The sequence below is a fragment of the Chryseobacterium sp. MEBOG06 genome (assembly GCF_021869765.1).
In the GTDB taxonomy this organism is placed as follows: domain Bacteria; phylum Bacteroidota; class Bacteroidia; order Flavobacteriales; family Weeksellaceae; genus Chryseobacterium.
Map to the genome: position 1 here is coordinate 4,317,037 of NZ_CP084580.1, position 16,201 is coordinate 4,333,237.

General features: G+C 36.8%; 16 protein-coding genes. 9 read left to right on the plus strand and 7 right to left on the minus strand.

Annotation, left to right across the window (positions count from 1 at the left end):
- Position 1 precedes the first annotated feature (1 nt).
- Positions 2 to 1,231 carry an MFS transporter gene (locus LF887_RS19695; protein ID WP_236855963.1) on the minus strand — a complete coding sequence of 410 codons (1,230 nt, stop codon included), beginning with the start codon at positions 1,229 to 1,231 and terminating at the stop codon, positions 2 to 4.
- Between the two features lie 123 nt (positions 1,232 to 1,354).
- Between LF887_RS19695 and LF887_RS19700 the strand changes: the two genes are divergently transcribed.
- Positions 1,355 to 2,260: an AraC family transcriptional regulator gene (locus LF887_RS19700; RefSeq protein ID WP_236855964.1), complete on the plus strand. Its 906-nt coding sequence runs from the start codon at positions 1,355 to 1,357 to the stop codon at positions 2,258 to 2,260.
- 231 nt (positions 2,261 to 2,491) lie between these two features.
- On the opposite strand, the gene LF887_RS19705 is transcribed toward LF887_RS19700, so the two are convergent.
- The gene (locus tag LF887_RS19705; RefSeq protein ID WP_236855965.1) at positions 2,492 to 3,046 is read right to left on the minus strand and encodes a thioredoxin family protein; all 555 of its coding nucleotides are present in this window, start codon (positions 3,044 to 3,046) and stop codon (positions 2,492 to 2,494) included.
- A 154-nt stretch (positions 3,047 to 3,200) separates the two neighbouring features.
- Here LF887_RS19705 and LF887_RS19710 point away from each other — a divergent pair, with 154 nt between their 5' ends.
- The 4 genes from LF887_RS19710 (at position 3,201) to LF887_RS19725 (ending at position 10,129) form a co-directional block, all read left to right on the plus strand.
- Complete coding sequence (locus tag LF887_RS19710) at positions 3,201 to 3,797, plus strand: TetR/AcrR family transcriptional regulator (RefSeq protein WP_236855966.1); 597 nt, start codon at positions 3,201 to 3,203, stop codon at positions 3,795 to 3,797.
- Between the two features lie 369 nt (positions 3,798 to 4,166).
- Positions 4,167 to 5,327 (plus strand): efflux RND transporter periplasmic adaptor subunit, encoded by a 1,161-nt coding sequence (locus tag LF887_RS19715; RefSeq protein WP_236855967.1) that lies wholly within the window; start codon positions 4,167 to 4,169, stop codon positions 5,325 to 5,327.
- Between the two features lie 39 nt (positions 5,328 to 5,366).
- The gene (locus LF887_RS19720) at positions 5,367 to 8,546 is read left to right on the plus strand and encodes an efflux RND transporter permease subunit (RefSeq protein ID WP_236855968.1); all 3,180 of its coding nucleotides are present in this window, start codon (positions 5,367 to 5,369) and stop codon (positions 8,544 to 8,546) included.
- Between the two features lie 170 nt (positions 8,547 to 8,716).
- On the plus strand, positions 8,717 to 10,129 hold the full coding sequence (locus tag LF887_RS19725) for an efflux transporter outer membrane subunit (RefSeq protein ID WP_236855969.1): 1,413 nt from the start codon (positions 8,717 to 8,719) through the stop codon (positions 10,127 to 10,129).
- 195 nt (positions 10,130 to 10,324) lie between these two features.
- Here LF887_RS19725 and miaA read toward each other — a convergent pair whose 3' ends face one another.
- Positions 10,325 to 11,239: a tRNA (adenosine(37)-N6)-dimethylallyltransferase MiaA gene (gene miaA / locus LF887_RS19730; RefSeq protein ID WP_236855970.1), complete on the minus strand. Its 915-nt coding sequence runs from the start codon at positions 11,237 to 11,239 to the stop codon at positions 10,325 to 10,327.
- 94 nt (positions 11,240 to 11,333) lie between these two features.
- Between miaA and LF887_RS19735 the strand changes: the two genes are divergently transcribed.
- From LF887_RS19735 to nadA, 3 genes are all read left to right on the plus strand, one after another.
- Entirely contained in the window at positions 11,334 to 12,191 is an 858-nt protein-coding gene (locus tag LF887_RS19735) for a YicC family protein (protein WP_236855971.1), read from the plus strand.
- An 81-nt stretch (positions 12,192 to 12,272) separates the two neighbouring features.
- Positions 12,273 to 12,839 (plus strand): guanylate kinase, encoded by a 567-nt coding sequence (gmk, locus tag LF887_RS19740; RefSeq protein ID WP_236855972.1) that lies wholly within the window; start codon positions 12,273 to 12,275, stop codon positions 12,837 to 12,839.
- 113 nt (positions 12,840 to 12,952) lie between these two features.
- Positions 12,953 to 13,972, plus strand: coding sequence for a quinolinate synthase NadA (gene nadA, locus LF887_RS19745; protein ID WP_236855973.1), 1,020 nt, complete (start codon positions 12,953 to 12,955; stop codon positions 13,970 to 13,972).
- A gap of 55 nt (positions 13,973 to 14,027) precedes the next feature.
- On the opposite strand, the gene LF887_RS19750 is transcribed toward nadA, so the two are convergent.
- The 4 genes from LF887_RS19750 to LF887_RS19765 are packed head-to-tail and all read right to left on the minus strand — an operon-like array spanning position 14,028 to position 14,927.
- Positions 14,028 to 14,237, minus strand: coding sequence for a hypothetical protein (locus LF887_RS19750; protein WP_236855974.1), 210 nt, complete (start codon positions 14,235 to 14,237; stop codon positions 14,028 to 14,030).
- A gap of 32 nt (positions 14,238 to 14,269) precedes the next feature.
- Positions 14,270 to 14,479 carry a hypothetical protein gene (locus tag LF887_RS19755; protein WP_236855975.1) on the minus strand — a complete coding sequence of 70 codons (210 nt, stop codon included), beginning with the start codon at positions 14,477 to 14,479 and terminating at the stop codon, positions 14,270 to 14,272.
- A gap of 26 nt (positions 14,480 to 14,505) precedes the next feature.
- On the minus strand, positions 14,506 to 14,676 hold the full coding sequence (locus LF887_RS19760) for a bacteriocin-like protein (protein ID WP_236855976.1): 171 nt from the start codon (positions 14,674 to 14,676) through the stop codon (positions 14,506 to 14,508).
- Between the two features lie 59 nt (positions 14,677 to 14,735).
- Positions 14,736 to 14,927, minus strand: a complete 192-nt coding sequence (locus LF887_RS19765) for a hypothetical protein (protein WP_236855977.1) — start codon at positions 14,925 to 14,927, stop codon at positions 14,736 to 14,738.
- Positions 14,928 to 15,810: 883 nt separating this feature from the next.
- Between LF887_RS19765 and folB the strand changes: the two genes are divergently transcribed.
- Positions 15,811 to 16,179 carry a dihydroneopterin aldolase gene (gene folB, locus LF887_RS19770; protein WP_236855978.1) on the plus strand — a complete coding sequence of 123 codons (369 nt, stop codon included), beginning with the start codon at positions 15,811 to 15,813 and terminating at the stop codon, positions 16,177 to 16,179.
- Positions 16,180 to 16,201: the final 22 nt, after the last annotated feature.

Consider the following 16,201-nt stretch of genomic DNA (forward strand, 5'->3'; position numbering starts at 1 on the left):
TTTATTTTGTAGGATTTATTTTTAATTTATTCATGAAAATAGCTGATATGATCAATAATGAAAGCGGAATCAAGGAAAGGTAAAATGCCTGCTGCCCGCTAAATTCCTGAAATACAAAACCGGTGATAATAGAACCGATTGTTCCCCCGATTGCTGAAAAAACGACAATCAGACCAGACATTGCACTGTGTAAATATTTGGGTATTGAAGCCAGAATTACAGAATTAATGCTTGGATAAATAGGTGCTAACAGACCTCCCATCAAAGGAAACAGATACACTACCAACGGAGCATTCATCCAGTTTGTATTGGTATCAATATGGATGTTATGGGTAAGAGGCAATACTAAAAGTAAGCTTATTGCAAAACCAACAACACAAAATGAAACAACATAAATCCAGCTGAATTTTTTGGAAAAGAAACCTGATAAAAATCTGCCCAAAGCAAAAGCTCCTGCCAAAACGGCTCCTGCCTGAATACTCATTGAAGTTGGAACTTTTAAAATTTCCTTGTAAAATGTAGGTGTCCACGTCTGAAAGCTTTGCTCTACCAATACAAAAAGAAAGGCACACAGTAAAAAGCACAGCACTTTTTTATAACTGAAGAGACTGGCACTATTTTTCAGGTCACCCAATAAATCCGTTTTCTCACTTTTTGCTTCTTTCTCATTTAATTTTGAAAAGAATAAAAACAGAAATGACAAGGCGGAAAGGATTCCCAGCACCCAATATACGTTCAGCCAGTGCGTAGACTGCGGATTATGATCATCAATATATAAGCTGAATAAAATATTCCCTGCCAATACTCCAATCATAAAAAAACCTTCCAGAAATCCCATGAAGCTTGAGTGCTCTTTATCTGTTTCCGTTACCAGGCCAATAGAGGTGAAAACGGATATTTTGATCAATGCAAAGGAAACCCCGACAATAGCAAACAATAATTTGAAAACCCAAAAACTATTGGTAAACGGCATTACAAAACACATACAACTTACCAAAAATAAAGCGGTCAGCATTGAGTTTTTAATTCCGATCTTAGGCAGAAATGATGCTAAAATGAATGAGCATACAGCAATCGGAAGATCTTTGAAACCTTCCAAAATACTGGCAGAAGATTTCGAGATTCCAAAGTTTTGCTGAACCTGCAGAATAACTGTTCCCACAGAATTCAAAAGAATTGCGAAAACAAAATAGTTCAAAAATAATACTGCCTTTATGTTGAAATTTTTCATAGAGATCATTTCTTGCCGGCTAAGATAGAAGCATTTCTATTAACGATAATTTAACACAGTAAATGAATATTTGAACTATATTAATATAATTAGTATTTTTAATGATTAAATATGATTAACTAAATGAAAGTTACTTTTGAAAGAGTCATACCTAGCGATAAGAGCTCGTTCCGTACGCTTCATAATAACTCCCCTATTTCAGAGTTCAAATGGGAATACCATTATCATCCTGAAATAGAACTCGTCTGTGTTATTACCGGGAGTGGCACCCGTCATGTGGGCTATCATAAAAGCAATTATACTAATGGAGATCTCGTTTTGATTGGTTCTAACATTCCCCATTCCGGATTTGGCCTGAATTCTATTGACCCACATGAAGAAATCGTACTGCAATTCAAAGAGGAAATTCTACAGTTCCCGCAGCAGGAGGTGGAAGCCAGATCTATTAAAAACTTACTGGAACTTTCAAAATATGGGATTCATTTTCATCATAAAGTAAAAAAAGCAATGCTTCCCAAACTTAAGATGATGCCTGAGCTTGAAGGCTATAAAAGATATTTATTGCTTTTGGATATTCTTTTTGAACTTTCGAAGTGTAAGGATTATGATCTTCTCAACAAAGAAATTATGCCCTATACCATTATTTCCAAGAATAAAACCCGTCTTGAAAATATCTTTACGTATGTAGAACATCATTATGATAAAGAAATTAATATTGAAGAAGTAGCAAAACTGGCCAATCTTACTTTACCCGCTTTCTGTAATTTCTTTAAAAAGGCAACCCAGATCACTTTCACAGAATTTGTAAACCGCTACCGAATCAACAAAGCCTGCCTACTGATGACCCAGGATAAGTCTATCTCTGAATGCAGCTACCAATGCGGGTTTAATAATGTGACCTATTTTAACAGGATGTTTAAGAAATATACAGGAAAAACACCTTCTGAGTTTATTAAGAATTATTCTCATAATAAAGTGAGTGTGGATTTGAAAGTTGAAGGTGATGTAAAGGCTAAAGCCACCTTTTAAAAAATTGCAGGATTTTGCCAATAATTTTCAGTTTATGGAAAGCCGTAAGGGCAGGTAATTTACATAAGCTATTTTAGTACAATAATTTATGATCACTTTCCTGAGTGTAAATAAAAAAGTGTTATAATTTAAAAAGCTGTTCCAAAAAGAACAGCTTTATTTATTTAAAATATAGAGATTGAGATGGGTCGGTCAAAATAACTTTCACCTCTCCATTTTCAATTGATCATCTTATTTCCATTTAATATTACATCCCATGCTAGGTCTCTGAATTTCTTCCTGAGGCTCGCCTGCCAAAAGATTTTCAAAAGCAATGATTAAATCTTCTCCGGTCACCTCCTTATTGTTTCCAGGTCTTGACTCGTCCATCTGACCTCTATATACAAGATCCAGCTTATCATCAAAGAAATAAAAATCAGGTGTACATGCCGCATCATATGCTTTGGCTACTGCCTGGCTTTCATCAAACAGATAAGGGAAATCGAATCCTCTTTCAATCTGGAATTCAATCATCTTTTCAGGAGAATCATCCGGATATTTTTCAATATTATTAGCATTGATGGCAATGAATTCAATTCCTTTTTCGTTGTAATCTTCATACAATTCGTTGATCTTATCGATTACATGAAGAACAAACGGGCAGTGGTTGCACATAAAGATTACCAATGTTCCTTTTTCTCCTTTCAGTTCTTCCAAAGACTGAATTTCATTGGTTTTTGACGGGTTAGGAAGTTCAAAAAACGGAGCTTTTGTTCCTAATGCCAACATATTTGAGGGAGTATTCATATCCTTTTTTCTTTAACGCAAAGATAGATATTTCTTTTATTAATAGCCCATTCGGGAATTTATAAACTTTAGTTAAATGTTAAAGTTTAAATAACCTTTGGAAGATATGGTTAAAAGTTTGTAGTTTTGCTAACACTGTTAGTAAAGAAATATCATGGGCCTACATGAACGCCGTCAAAGAGAAAAAGAATCCATCCGTGCAAATATCCTGCAGGCTGCATTTACTTTGGCCAAAACTGAGGGCTGGGCTTCGCTTTCCATGCGTAAAATAGCGGATGCTATTGAATACAGCGCTCCTGTAGTGTATGATTATTTTGAAAACAAGGAAGCTATCCTCTTTGAAATTTCTCTGGATGGCTTTCACAACTTACATATAGAATTATTAAAAGCTCAGAAAAAGCATGATACTCCGGAAGAGCAGCTTGTTGCCATTGTGGATGCGTACTGGAATTTTGCTTTTAAGAATAAAGAATACTACCAGCTTATGTTTGGTTTGGGAATGCAATGCTGTGGAAAAGGTCAGATGAAGAAAGAATTTTCATCGTTCCAGGAGATGATTTATGAATGTACTTACGAGATTATCAAGAAAAGTGGTTCAAATCCGGATAATGCCTGTCATATGTCTCATGCACTGTTCTCAGCGGTACATGGTATGATCTCTATTATGATGATGCGTAATGCAGATATTCCGTCTACCATGAATAAAACAACTTTAGACGAAACTGTTTCGGCTTTTATTAAGTCTTTGTAAATTTTTTTTGAATCAAAAATTAACACCGTTAGGAAATATAACACTTAGTTTGTTTAACGCACTGCAAATCGTAACTAAAAATTAAAACTATTTATGGGAAACCCCAACAAATTCAAAGATTGAAATTACTCATTTTTTTCATACGAATTAACACCGTTAGCAAAATTAACATACTTACACCTCATCTTTTTTATATATAGAATCAACATTAAACAATTTTTCAATTATGGAAACTATCGACCCTATTGCACATTAAAAATTCTGTAATTTTTTTTGAACAAATCATTAACACTGTTAGGAAAAAATACAGCATTTATTAAAGGAACATTACTTATCTCTAACACTTCATTAAAAAAAATTAAACCCAAAATGAAAATACCTGGAAAAACAAGGTTTATTGTACTTATTTCAAGTATAATTCTTTTACAGAGCTGCACCAAAGCTGCAGAAGGATCCAATGCCGCTCCACCAGCTCCTGAACTTCCGGTTTATACCGTTACTACATCACCCGCTACTACATATCAGGAATTCCCTACTGCCCTTGAAGGTAAAAACAACGTAGAAATAAGATCTCAGGTAGATGGATATCTGGACAGAATCTATGTAGAAGAAGGAGCTTATGTAAGAGCCGGACAGCCTTTATTCAAAATAGATTCTAGAAGCTATGGCGAACAAATGAATATGGCACAAGCCAATCTTCAGGCAGCTAATGCCAATATTCAAAAAGCAAGAGTGGAAGTTGACAGACTTCAGCCGTTGGTAGCTGCGAAAGTAGTTTCTGATGTACAGCTTAAAACCGCACAAGCCAATTATCAGGCGGCAGTTGCTGCTGCTGCACAAGCCAGAGCTTCCGTAGGAAGTGCAAAAATCAATGTAGGATTTACAACCATTACAGCACCGGTAAGCGGTTATATTGGAAGAATTCCTTACAAAAAAGGAAGTCTGATCTCCAGAACAGATCCAAGTCCTTTGACTTTATTATCTGATATCAGTGAAATCTATGCCTATTTCTCATTAAGTGAACTTGACTTTATTGGATTCCAGAATAAATATCCCGGAGCGAGCCTGGAAGAGAAGCTGAAAAATATGCCAATGGTAGAATTGGTAATTGCTGACAACAGTACTTATCCTGAAAAAGGAAGATTAAGCATTGTGGACGGACAGTTTGATAAAACAACAGGTGCCATCAGTGTACGTGCCATTTTCCCTAATACTCACGGAACTTTAAGAACCGGAAATACAGGAAGAATACGTATGCCGCAACTGATCTCCAATGCAGTGGTGATCCCACAGGAATCTACTTTCGAAATACAGGATAAAACCTACGTATATGTAATGGATAAGAGTAAGAAAGTAACCGGAAGACCTATTAAAATATCTGGAAAAACCGATAGTTATTATTTTATTTCCGAAGGACTTTCTCCTGGAGAAAAAATAGTATATACAGGGATTGGAAGCTTAAAAGACGGTGCTCCTATCAGACCGAAAAATATTTCTTCTGACAGCTTGCTAAAAGCGAATCCTTTATAATTCACCCTGAATACAGAAGACTTAAAAAATAAACTTCTTATGTTAAAACAATTTATAGAAAGACCGGTCCTTTCAACGGTCATCTCCATAATACTCTTATTATTGGGAGCCCTGTCTCTCTTTAATTTACCGATTGCCCTCTTTCCAGATATCGCTCCACCAAGTGTTCAGGTAACGGCATTCTATCCCGGAGCTAACGCTGAGGTTGTTGCCCGGTCTGTAGCCACTCCTATTGAGGAAGCAGTGAACGGAGTTGAGAACATGACTTATATGACCTCAAACTCCAGCAATGACGGTACCATGACCCTGAGTGTTTTCTTCAAACAGGGAGCTGATGCCGATAATGCTGCAGTAAACGTACAGAACCGTGTATCAAAAGCAATGAGCCAGCTTCCTCAGGAGGTTGTACAAGCCGGAATCTCAACACAGAAAGTTCAGAACAGTATGATCATGTTCATGGGACTGACCAGTGAAAATGAAAAACAATATGATGAGCTATTCCTTCAAAACTACCTGAAGATTAATGTTATTCCACAGATACAGCGTATCCCGGGAGTAGCACAGGCTCAGGTATTCGGAACAAGAGATTATTCTATGAGAATCTGGCTGAAGCCAGATAGATTAGCGGCCAACAATCTTTCTCCGCAGGAGGTTCTTGGGGCCATCAAAGATCATAACCTTGAAGCTGCTCCAGGACGTCTTGGACAGGGAAGCAAGGAAACTTACGAGTATATCCTTAAATACAAAGGAAAACTTAGCAAAGGGGAAGATTATGAAAATATTGCTATTAAAGCCAATAGTGACGGATCATTCCTAAGACTGAAAGATGTAGCAAGAGTAGAATTTGGTTCCTATACTTATACTGCAACAAACAGGGTAGACGGAAAACCGGTGGCAGGATTTGCTATTTTACAGACTGCAGGTTCTAATGCAAATGAAATTCTTACAGAAATTGAAAAGCAGGTAAAGGTAATGGAGACTACTCTTCCAAAAGGAGTAAAGCCAATTATCATGTATAATTCTAAAGACTTTTTGGATGCTTCTATTCATCAGGTTGTTGAAACGTTAGTCATTGCATTCATTCTGGTATTTATTGTGGTATACATTTTCCTTCAGGATTTCAGATCTACATTAATTCCTGCGATTGCCGTACCGGTGGCCATTATCGGAACATTTTTCTTCCTGCAGTTATTTGGTTTCAGTATCAATATGCTTACGTTGTTTGCTTTGGTACTCGCCATTGGTATTGTAGTGGATGACGCAATTGTAGTAGTAGAAGCCGTCCATTCTAAAATGGAACAGACAGGAATGCCTGTAGAACATGCTACGATGAACTCTATGAGTGAAATTTCAGGAGCAATTATTTCTATTACACTGGTAATGTGTGCCGTGTTTATTCCGGTTGGTTTCATGCAGGGGCCCGCAGGAGTTTTCTACAGACAGTTTGCCTTTACATTAGCTATTGCCATTCTTATTTCTGCGGTAAACGCTTTGACATTGAGTCCGGCATTATGTGCTATGTTCTTAAATGATCCTCAGGGAGAGCATGGTGACCATGGTCATAAAAAAGGTTTTGGAGCAAGATTCTTCAACGCCTTCAATGCCAGCTTCAATACCATGACCCGAAAATATATTTACAGCCTCAAATTTTTAATTAAAAATAAATGGGTAGCGATAGGGGGGCTTGTAATAATAACTGCAGCAAGTGTCTTTCTGATCAAAAAAGCACCATCAGGATTTATTCCTACGGAAGACCAGGGATTTGTATTATATGCAGTGAATACTCCTCCGGGAAGTTCATTGGAAAGAACTCACAAAGCGACAGCACAAATTGATAAAATCATCAATGCCGAAAAGTCAACCAATCACCTTTGGGTAGCAGATGGGATGAACTTTATCAGTAACGCCAATGCTTCGCCTTACTCTGCTGGATTTATCAAACTTAAAGATTATGATAAACGTGGTGAGATGAAAGACCCGGATCAGATTGCAGCTATGCTGACAGGTAAAGTAAGCCAGGTAAAAGATGCCAATGCATTTTTCTTCAACTTCCCTACAATCCAGGGTTTTGGTAACGTTTCCGGATTTGAATTTATGCTTCAGGATAAAACCAATGGCTCTTTTGAACAATTGGGAACAACTACTCAGGCATTTATCGGAGAATTGATGAAACGTCCGGAGATTGCTTTTGCCTTTACAACTTATGCGGCAGGAAATCCACAGTACACTATTGATGTAGATACGGATAAAGCAAATCAGCTGGGAGTTTCTGTTACCGATCTGATGCAGACCATGCAGATTTACTACGGAAGTAGTTTCGTTTCAGATTTCAACAGATTTGGAAAATATTACAGAGTAATGGCTCAGGCAGATATTCCTTATCGTACTGATATCAACTCTCTGGAAGGTATTTATGTTAAAAACAAATCAGGAGAAATGGTTCCAGCTAAAACGTTAGTTACTTTAAAAAGAACTTTCGGACCTGAGACCGTAACCAGAAATAACCTATTCAACGCAGTAACGATCAACGGAACACCAAAACCAGGATACAGTACCGGAGATGCGATCAAGGCGGTGGAAGAAGTAGCTCAGAAATCACTTCCTAGAGGATATGGATATGAATGGACAGGGATTACCCGTGAAGAGATTAAAACAAGTGGCCAGACTTCATTTATCTTCTTTTTAAGTATTCTGTTCGTATACTTCTTGCTGGCAGCGCAATATGAAAGTTACATCCTTCCTTTTGCAATTATTCTTACCATTCCGACAGGTATTTTTGGAGTATTTGCCTTCACAGGATTAGCAGGAATTGATAATAATATCTATGTACAGGTCGGATTGATCATGCTGGTCGGGCTATTAGCAAAAAATGCCATCCTTATTGTGGAATTTGCTGTACAAAGAAGAAAAGCAGGGAAATCACTGATAGAATCTGCTCTTCAGGCATCAAGATTACGTCTGAGACCAATTCTGATGACCTCTTTTGCCTTTATCGTAGGTATGCTTCCATTGGTATGGACGCAGGGAGCCTCTTCAAAAGGAAATCACTCTATTGGTTACAGTACCGTAGGAGGAATGCTTACAGGAGTTATATTTGGGATATTTATTATTCCGGTAATGTATGTAGTCTTCCAGTATCTGCATGAAAAAATGCCGAGCAGAAAAAAGAAAAGACTTCTGAAAAAACAACAGGAAGAACTTTTAGCTGCTACTCATTAATAAAAAATGAATTACAAAAACTTAGAGAAAATTTTAAGACCAAAAGATTAATTATTCTCTTATCTGTTCTTAATGGTTTAAAAAAGCTAAATATTTTCTCCTACTAAAGACAATTTTTGCATCAACTGAAACCTCTCTAAGTTTTGTATTCAATTAAAAGTTTAAAAACTATGAAAAGAGTAAAAAATATTATTCTAACATTTGCGATAGCTTTAGGCTCTGCTTCGTGTGTGTCCAAACTGGCATACATGGAGCCGGACCTTCCGCTTCCGGAAAAGTTCCAGTATACAGCAACTGCCGATACAGCCAGTGTTGCTAATCTGGAATGGAAACAGTTTTTCAATGATCCTATTTTACAGGGATTGATAGAAAAAGGAATTAAAAACAACTATGACCTGCAGATTGCATTAAAACAGGTTGCTGCTTCACAGGAAAAATTGAAGCAGGCAAAATATATGCAGTATCCTGACGTTGGCTTTGCAGTATCAGGACAGATTTCAAAGCCATCTAAAAACAGCATGAATGGTCAAAGCTTAAATTTATTTTTAGGACAAAGTCATGTTGAAGATTATAATGCAGCGTTCAATTTATCATGGGAAGCCGACATCTGGGGGAAAATAAAAAATCAGCAGGAAGTTTCAAGAATGCAGTATCTGCAAACGTATGAAGGTTCAAAAGCTGTCCAGACTCAGGTTGTAGCTGCCATTGCTCAGGGATATTATAATCTGCTGATGCTCGACAGACAGTTAACCATTGCGAAATCCAATCTTGAATTGAGCAGCAATACCCTATTGATTACACAGAAAATGTGGGAAAGCGGGGATACAACTTCTTTAGGAGTACAGCAGTCTGCTGCACAGAAGCAGGCAACAGAACTATTGATTTCCCAGCTGGAACAAAATATTGCCATTCAGGAGAACGCTCTCAGTATTCTGGTAGGTGAAACACCTAACAAAGTAAGCAGAACAATTGAAATGTCTGACACTTCTTTACCTCAAACCATCTCTGCCGGACTTCCTGCAGCAATGGTAAGCCGTAGACCGGATGTACGCCAGCAGGAACTGGTTTTATTACAGTCAAATGCAATGGTAGGAATTGCCCAGGCTAATATGTATCCTGCATTGAAAATTACGGCTAACGGAGGAGTGAATTCATTCAAGATTGATAACTGGTTTCAGATTCCGGCATCCTTATTTGGGTCCGTTCTGGGAGGGATTACCCAGCCTATTTTCCAGAAAAAGCAATTAAAAACGGACCTGGAAGTAGCTAAAATTCAACGGGAACGGAACGTTCTGGCCTTCCGCCAATCGGTACTCAATGCTGTAGGTGAGGTTTCTGATGCATTGGTTTCCAATGAGAGTCTGAAGGTTCAGGAACAAAAGGCTGCAGAGCAGGCCAATACACTGAAAGATGGTATTAAAAGTGCACAACTTCTTTACAAAGGAGGTTCAGCCAATTACCTGGAAGTGATTACAGCACAGGGAAATTCCCTACAGGCAGAGCTGAATCTGGCTTCCATTAAAAGACAGAGATTAAGCAGCATTGTAGACTTATACAGAGCGCTTGGAGGCGGTTGGAAGTAGTAAATTAAATTATATTTGTTGAAGTGCGGTTCTTTTGGACCGCATTTTTTTATGCTATGAATTTTAAGAATGATTATGCTTGTCATTCTGACGAATGAAGAATCTCATTGCTTATTGTAAGATTCTTCATTCCACTTAGGAACTACGTTCGCAGACTTTCAGTCTGTATTCAGAATGACAAACTGGAAGCTTAATTTACTTCTGAAACTGCTCCGCAATCCATTGAAGCAAATCTTCAAAATCCTTTTCAGAGTATCCCAACTGCAAATAATGAATATCATCCGCCTTTCTATACCATGTCAGCTGACGTTTTGCATATCTCCGGCTGTTTTTCTTGATTTCGGAAACCGCAAAATCAAGATCCCATTCTCCATCAAAATATTTAAACAGTTCAGCATATCCCACAGTATTCAGAGCAGTCAGACCTTGGAATTTTTCAAGACCTTTTACCTCATCCAGCAGACCTTTCTCCATCATTATATCCACTCTTCTGTTGATTCTGTCATACAGTTCTTCTCTTGGAGCTTCAATTCCGATTCTGATTACCCTAAAATCTCTGCCATTCTGGGAAACCGCAATATGCTCAGAATATTTTTTATCCGTCTGCCAGATAATATCAATTGCTCTTAGCAGCCTGCGGTGATTGTGAAGATCCACGACATTAAAATATTCAGGATCGAGCTCTTTTAAAATTTCCTGAAGTTTTTCTATACCTTCCTGCTCAAAAATTTTCTGAAGTTTCTCCTGATTTTCAGCATTAGCTTCAGGCAGATCATGCAGCCCTTCAATCAGTGCTTTTTCATACATCATACTTCCTCCCACAAGAATGACAGTATCATGGTCTTTAAAAAGTTCATTGAGCTTGTGCAGGGCATCTTCTTCATACTGCCCTATAGAATAGTAGTCTTCAACTGAAAGATTTCCAATAAAATGATGAGGAGCTTCCGCAAGTTCTTCCTCGGAAGGAGCTGCCGTTCCTATTTTCATTTCTTTAAAAAACTGTCTGGAATCGCAGGAAATAACTTCTGTATTGAAATGTTGAGCCAAATCAATTGCCAGTCTCGTTTTACCAATCCCAGTGGGTCCTACTACAGAAATCAAATTTTTCATCAGTTCACGTTCATTATTTTATTGGTCAGATGTAATCTATACAGATTTCACTGTGCTAATTTAAATGTTTATCTTTGTACAACAATAAAAAACTATGATTTTATCAATGACCGGATTCGGTAGAGCCGAAGATGTTTTTGAAGGAAAAAAAATTACAATAGATATTAAATCACTGAACAGTAAGAGCTTTGATTTAAATATTAAAATTCCTTTACGATATAAAGAAAAAGAATTTGAGATCAGAAAAATTCTTAACGATAGAATTATCCGTGGAAAAGTAGACTGCTACGTTAATCTGGAGAATCTTGAAGAGTCTAATGATGTAAAAATAAATAAAAACTTAATTGATTCTTATGTTAAAGAATTGAGAAATATTGCATCAGACGGTCCAGATTTCGAATACCTTAAAATGGCTGTAAGACTTCCTGATGCGATCACTTCCAGACCTGACGAACTTACAGAAGGTGAATGGGAAGCTTTGGCTAAGATCGTTCATGCTGCGGTAGACCGTTTCGAAGAATTCAGAAAAACTGAAGGCAGCATTTTACATGAAGAATTAAACAGGAATATCCAGAATATTGATAAATATCTTGGTGAGGTGATTCCTTTTGAAGAGGAAAGAATCATCAGTGTAAAAGAACGTTACCAAAAGTCGTTGAAAGAATTCGAGAATGTAGATGAGACCCGTTTCTATCAGGAAATGGCTTATTTTACAGAAAAATTGGATATTTCAGAAGAAAAGGTAAGACTTGCCCAGCACCTGAAATACTATAAAGAAGTAATGGATAATGAATCTTTCAATGGGAAAAAACTAGGTTTTATTTCTCAGGAAATCGGAAGAGAGATCAATACATTAGGTTCTAAAGCCAATCATTCCGCAATTCAGAAATTGGTGGTGATGATGAAAGATGATCTGGAAAAAATAAAAGAACAAACGTTAAACGTACTGTAGTAGTTACAGGGTGGAGATACAAGGTAATGGCCGATGGCCTCTAAACCGGAACTCTGAACCCGAAACCCGAAACTTAAGAACATGGATAAAGTAATTATATTTTCAGCACCATCGGGGAGCGGAAAAACTACATTGGTAAAATATTCTTTAGAAACATTTCCTGAACTGGAATTTTCTATTTCCTGTACTACAAGACAGCCGAGAGGAAGTGAAATTCATGCAGTGGATTATCATTTTTTAACACCTGATGAATTCAGACAGAAAATCTCCGAAAATGCTTTTGTGGAATATGAGGAAGTTTATACTGATAAATATTACGGTACTTTAAAATCCGAGGTAGAAAAAATCTGGAATCAGGGAAAAGTTGTTATTTTTGATGTAGATGTAAAAGGAGGTATTTCTCTGAAAAAATATTTTGGAGAAAAAGCGTTGTCTATTTTTATAGAACCCCCTTCCATCGAAGAACTGGAACGCAGATTGATTTCAAGAAACACAGATGATGCAGAAACCATCCAAACCCGTGTAGCAAAGGCAGAAGAAGAAATGTCTTATGCAGCCGAGTTTGACAAGATCGTAATTAATGCTGATCTTGATATAGCTAAAAAAGAAATAGAAAGTTTAATAAAAAGTTTTATAGAAAGCAATTAGAAGCTAGCAATCAGATGTTAGATTTTTAAATCAGGGAAAAAAATTCACCCTATTTTCAACCGACTTCTGATTTCTAACCTCCAACTTCTATAAAGAAAAAAATTGAGGTTGATATGAGTACCGAAACATTAGAAAAAGCTAAATCTGCAATTCCTGTGAGAGGATTTCTGGATATAAAAGATATAGCCATTCCTCAGGGAGAAGAGTTGGTAAAAGCCATTCTGAAATTGAAAGAGGAGAAAAACGCTGTCATTCTTGCCCATTATTACCAACCGGGAGAGATCCAGGATATCGCTGATTTCCTTGGAGATTCTTTACAGCTGGCAAGACAGGCAAAAGATACAAATGCTGATATGATTGTATTCTGCGGGGTACATTTCATGGCAGAAGCAGCAAAAATCCTGAATCCAACTAAAAAAGTAGTTCTTCCAGATACCATGGCAGGATGCTCTCTGGCTGATGGATGTTCGGGAGAAGGTTTGAGAAAAATGCGTGAGCAGCACCCTGATGCTTTAATTGCCACCTACATCAACTGTAATGCGGAAACCAAAGCCGAAAGTGATATCATTGTAACCAGCTCCAATGCGGAAACAGTAATTGAAGCCCTTCCAAAGGACAGACCTATTATTTTTGCACCGGATAAAAACCTGGGAAGATACCTTTCTAAAAAAACCGGACGTGACATGATTCTTTGGGATGGAAGCTGTGTAGTACACGAAGCTTTTTCTATGGAAAGAATTGCCAAACAATTGGCAGAAAATCCAGATGCAAAGCTGATTGCACACCCTGAAAGTGAGGAAACGGTTCTGAAACTGGCTCACTTTATAGGTTCCACTTCTGCCCTGCTGGATTATGTACAAAAAGATGAATGCCAAAAATTCATTATTGCAACAGAAGAAGGAATTCTGCACGAAATGAGAAAACGTGCTCCTCACAAAGAATTGATTCCTGCATTAGTTTTTGACGAAAGCTGTAACTGTTCAGAATGTTTTTATATGAAACGTAATACAATGGAAAAATTGTACTTATGTATGAAATATGAACTTCCTGAGATTCTTATCGACGAAGAATTAAGGTTAAGAGCTTTGAAGCCTATTGAAGCCATGCTTGATCTTTCAAAGAGTATAAAATAAACAAAAGCACTGTTTTCACAGTGCTTTTTTACTTTTATTCACAAAGTCTTTATGGCTACTCTGCAGTAATAAAAACAAAACAATCGGAGCTCACAAGAACACACATTCTGCATCTCTCTGATAACATCCAATATCCCTCACATGAAGGATCTGTGGATGAACCTGGTCCGAAAACAAGATGTGTAGGGCATCCATTACAGGTGGAAACACCCGCTCCATTCATCTGACCCAAATTTCTTCTGTTTAGTTTCTTAAGATTTTTCATAGTAGTTTTAATTTGGTATTGAATATATATATTTAATTATTAAAATCAGAATAATCCGGCCCGTAGCAATCTGTACTTACATCTACACATTGTCTGCAGCTCGCTGGCAGAGCCCAATAGCTCCAGCAGCTGTTGGTATATTCAGGTCCATCACCATAATTTCCACCTGTTGGACATCCTCCACATCCCTGTATTCCTTTTCCATTAATATTTTTCAGCTTTATTCTTGATAGCTTTTTCATGTTGTTCTATTTAATGTTTATTAAAATTACACCATTGGAGCATAACATGTTCCTCCGGGCTTTCTCCAGCATCCCCAGGCACCGCCGCCACGGAAGCACACAAATTGCTCACCGCCGCAAGCTTCAATCTGAACATCAGTGAAGCCGCCACTGATATTTTTCTTTTCTTCTCTGGATAATTTTTTAATTGTTTTCATAATAATTATTTTTTAAAATTACAGTAAAGAATATTGTTTTTCAAATTTGTTGTCTAAAACTAAAACGGTTCAAAACATTCATAACTTACCAAAACTCTTCCTTTACAACATTCTGGTAAACCATAATAATCTCCGCATGACCTTGGCTGATTAGGACCATAAGGACCATCAGGGCAATTTTCGTTGCATCCCCCTATTCCTCCATTGATTGATTTCAGATTTGCTCTGTTTAATTTCTTTGTTTTTTTCATAATAATTTGATTTAGTTCATTTTATAAATATAACAATTCCTTCCGTTTTAAATGAAAAAATTAATCACAATTGTAAGAATTAATGAAAAAAGCACTGTTTTAACAATGCTTTTGAATTTTAAAAACTGATTGATCTCATTTCAATCCGCCCCAAAATTGGTAGGTTCTGATAATAGATTGGTACTATAAGGTAATAAGGTCGTGCCTCGATCTTTTTTGTAATACTTTGTTTTTAAGCTTCAAGAACCATACAGCTATCTGGTCTGGACGGATCATAAGGGAAAAGATAAAGACAAACTCTATGGCCTTTTAAATCTGTACATACTGCACACCCCTTGGGTCCGCAGTCCAGATCCACCACACAATTGTCTGTTATACCTCCACTAATAGCTTTTAAGCTTTTCCTGTTTAATTTATGAAAATTTTTTATGATTATTCTTATTATAGTTAATATTATAAATATAACATTTTTAATCAATTAAACCAATAAGACAAGTATATATTTCTCTTAAAAAGGAAATATATAATATTGTATTAAAAAATTTGTTATTTGAAAATTTCATCATGTTACAATGAATTTATTAAAAAACATATCAGATATTTCTGCCCTGAAATCACCTATTTCATGCATATCTTCTGTTGCTATTTTCATAACTCCAACGACTGTCCCACAAAAATATCTGCTGGAAAATCCTGATAAAAAGGTTTATTCTAGGGACAGCACATCCTGTAAAATTCCCTGATGCCGTAGAAAAAGCAATTCATATCTCGATTGAAATTCCGGAATCTCTGAACGACCTTATGAAAAAGGAGAAAAAAACTATTGAAATAAATTCAGATTTTGAAGAATTAAAACGATTTTTGCTGGGTAAAATTTAAGACAATGAGCAAAATATATCTTGAAGATGTAAAAATATATGCCTACCATGGTGTTCTTCCTGAAGAAAACATTATCGGAACGTATTACATTCTTAATGTGGAACTTCATACCGATCTTTGGAAAGCCGCAGAATCTGATGATCTGAGTGATACGATAAGCTATGCAGACATTAATGATATTCTACATCATGAAATGAAAGTAAAATCAAAGCTTCTGGAACATGTTGCAGGAAGGATCATTTCAAAGATTCAAAACAGCTTTGCACAGATCAGCTATATTAAATTAAAAATTACCAAAACCGCTCCCCCGATGCAGGGTGAGATGAAAGGCGCCAGTATTGAACTGGAAAAGAGCTTTAAACCGGAAAATTAGAATTCAAATTTTCATTCATAAA